Annotated in this window: 1 protein-coding gene and 1 pseudogene; one reads left to right on the top strand and one right to left on the bottom strand. The window is 76.8% G+C overall.

Translation table 11 applies throughout. From position 1 onward, the window contains the following. Positions 1–300 (top strand): annotated as a pseudogene (locus ACTUAL_RS23190) (hypothetical protein); the annotation flags it as partial. Between the two features lie 565 nt (positions 301–865). On the opposite strand, the gene ACTUAL_RS23185 reads toward ACTUAL_RS23190, so the two are convergent. After that, positions 866–1,747, bottom strand: coding sequence for an NADP-dependent oxidoreductase (locus tag ACTUAL_RS23185; RefSeq protein WP_440901717.1), 882 nt, complete (start codon positions 1,745–1,747; stop codon positions 866–868). Positions 1,748–1,832: the final 85 nt, after the last annotated feature.

The following is a 1,832-nucleotide window of genomic DNA, read 5'->3' as shown; positions in this document are numbered from 1 at the left end:
CGGCGCCCGCCGGGGCGGGGCGCGCCCGCCCGGCTCACCGGGCAGCGGCGCGAGGGCGCCCCGCGTTCACGACCTGAACGACCCCGACCCCGGCGCGAGCGGCCCGGTGACGTCGACGGATCGCGCTCGTTCTCCACGAGCGCGGCGGGCGCGGCGGGCATGACGGGCGCGGCGCTCCGCCCCGAGCCACCCGACCGGCCCACCCGGCAACGCCGAGACCGCGACCCCGCCCCGCCCGCCCACGCGCTCGTGCCCGCGCAGGCGCGCCCGCTGCACCGCCGGGTGCCCCGGCACCGGTGAACCGAGGCCGCCCACCCGCCGCGCGTTCGGGCCGGCCGCCGGTGCGCGCTCCCGGCCCGAACCGCGACACCCGCAGACCGCGCGCGTTCGGCTTGGTTGTCGGCGAGCGGCGCGGTTCAGGATCGCCTGCCGCCCGCGCTCGTCTTGCTTGGTTGTCGGCGCGTAGTCCCGGTTCAGGATTGCCCGTCGCCCGCGTGTGTTCGGCTTGGTTGTCGGCGGCGGGGCTGGCTTCAGGATTGCCTGCCGCTCGCGCGTCCGGCTTGGTTGTCGGTGCGTGGGCCGGGTTCAGAATTGCCTGTCGCCCGCGTGCGTCCGGCTCGGTTGTCGGCGGCGGGGCTGGCTTCAGGATTGCCCGTCGCCCGCGCGTGTCCAGCCTGTCGTCGGCGACCGGGCCCGGCTCAAGATCGCCCGCAGATCGCGCGCGTCCGGCTCGGTTGCTGGTGGCCGGGCGCGGTTCAGGATTGCCCGCGGATCGCGCGCTTCCTGCCCGGTCGTCGGCGTGCGGGTTCGGGTCAGGATCACCCGCCCCCTCGCCCCCGCTCAGCCCGGTCGTCGGCGGCCCCGCTCAGATCACGATCACCCGTCGCCCCCGCGCGTGCCCGGCCTGGCTGTCGGCGTGGGCCCGCGCCGTCTCGGCGAGCGGGTAGGCGCGTTCGACCGGGATGCGCAGGGCGCCCCTCGTGATCAGGTCGACCGCCTCGGCCAGCGCGGCGGGCACGTCGTGCGCCGCGCCGGAGAACCGGACGCCGTGCTCGGCGGCCGCCTGGTCGGCGATGGTGATCACCTTCCGCGGGTCGCCGGTCAGCGCGACCAGGTCGGGGAGCACCCCCGCCCCGGCCAGGTCGAGCGCCGCGTCCACCGGGCCCAGCGCCCGCACCCGCTCGACCCACCCCGGCCCGTAGGTCGTCGCGGTCGCGCCCACGTCGCGCACGTAGTCCGGGTTAGCCGCGCTCGCGGGCCCGCCCACCCCCCCCCCCCCGTCGCGCGCGATCTGGAGCACTGCCGACCCGACACCCCCGGACGCGCCGCTGACCAGCAGCGACTGCCCCTCCCGCACCCCGACCTCACGCAGCACCCGCAGCGCCGTCTCCACCACCGACGGGTACCCGGCCGCCTCCTCGAACGAGAGCCCCTCGGGGAGGTGGGCCCACGCCGTCAGCACCGCGAACTCCGCGCAGGTCTCGATCCCCTCGCCGAACACCCGGTCGCCGACCGCGACCCCGTCGACCCCCGCGCCGACCCGGTCCACCACCCCGGCCGCGTCCCGCCCGGTCCCGGCGGGCAGCGGCACCGGGAACTGCCCCTCGCGCACCCGCCAGTCGAACGGGTTCACCCCCGCCGCGCGCACCGCGATCCGCACCTGCCCCGGCCCGGCGCTCGGCTCGTCGGCGTCCACCAGGCGCAGCACGTCCGGACCGCCGTGCTCGCTGTAACTGATCTTCTTCATGCCCCCGACACTAGCCCTAACGGTTAGTGTTTTGGAACAGCTACGATTTCACACCTGATAGCATCCCGCCGTGACCGCGCCACCG

The organism is Actinosynnema sp. (genome assembly GCF_052038725.1).
This window is presented reverse-complemented; position numbering and strand designations above follow the sequence as displayed.

What these genes read in the sequence shown, in the direction of transcription:
- ACTUAL_RS23185 (WP_440901717.1), bottom strand. Translation starts at nt 1,747, where the DNA reads ATGAAGAAGATCAGTTACAGCGAGCACGGCGGTCCGGACGTGCTGCGC.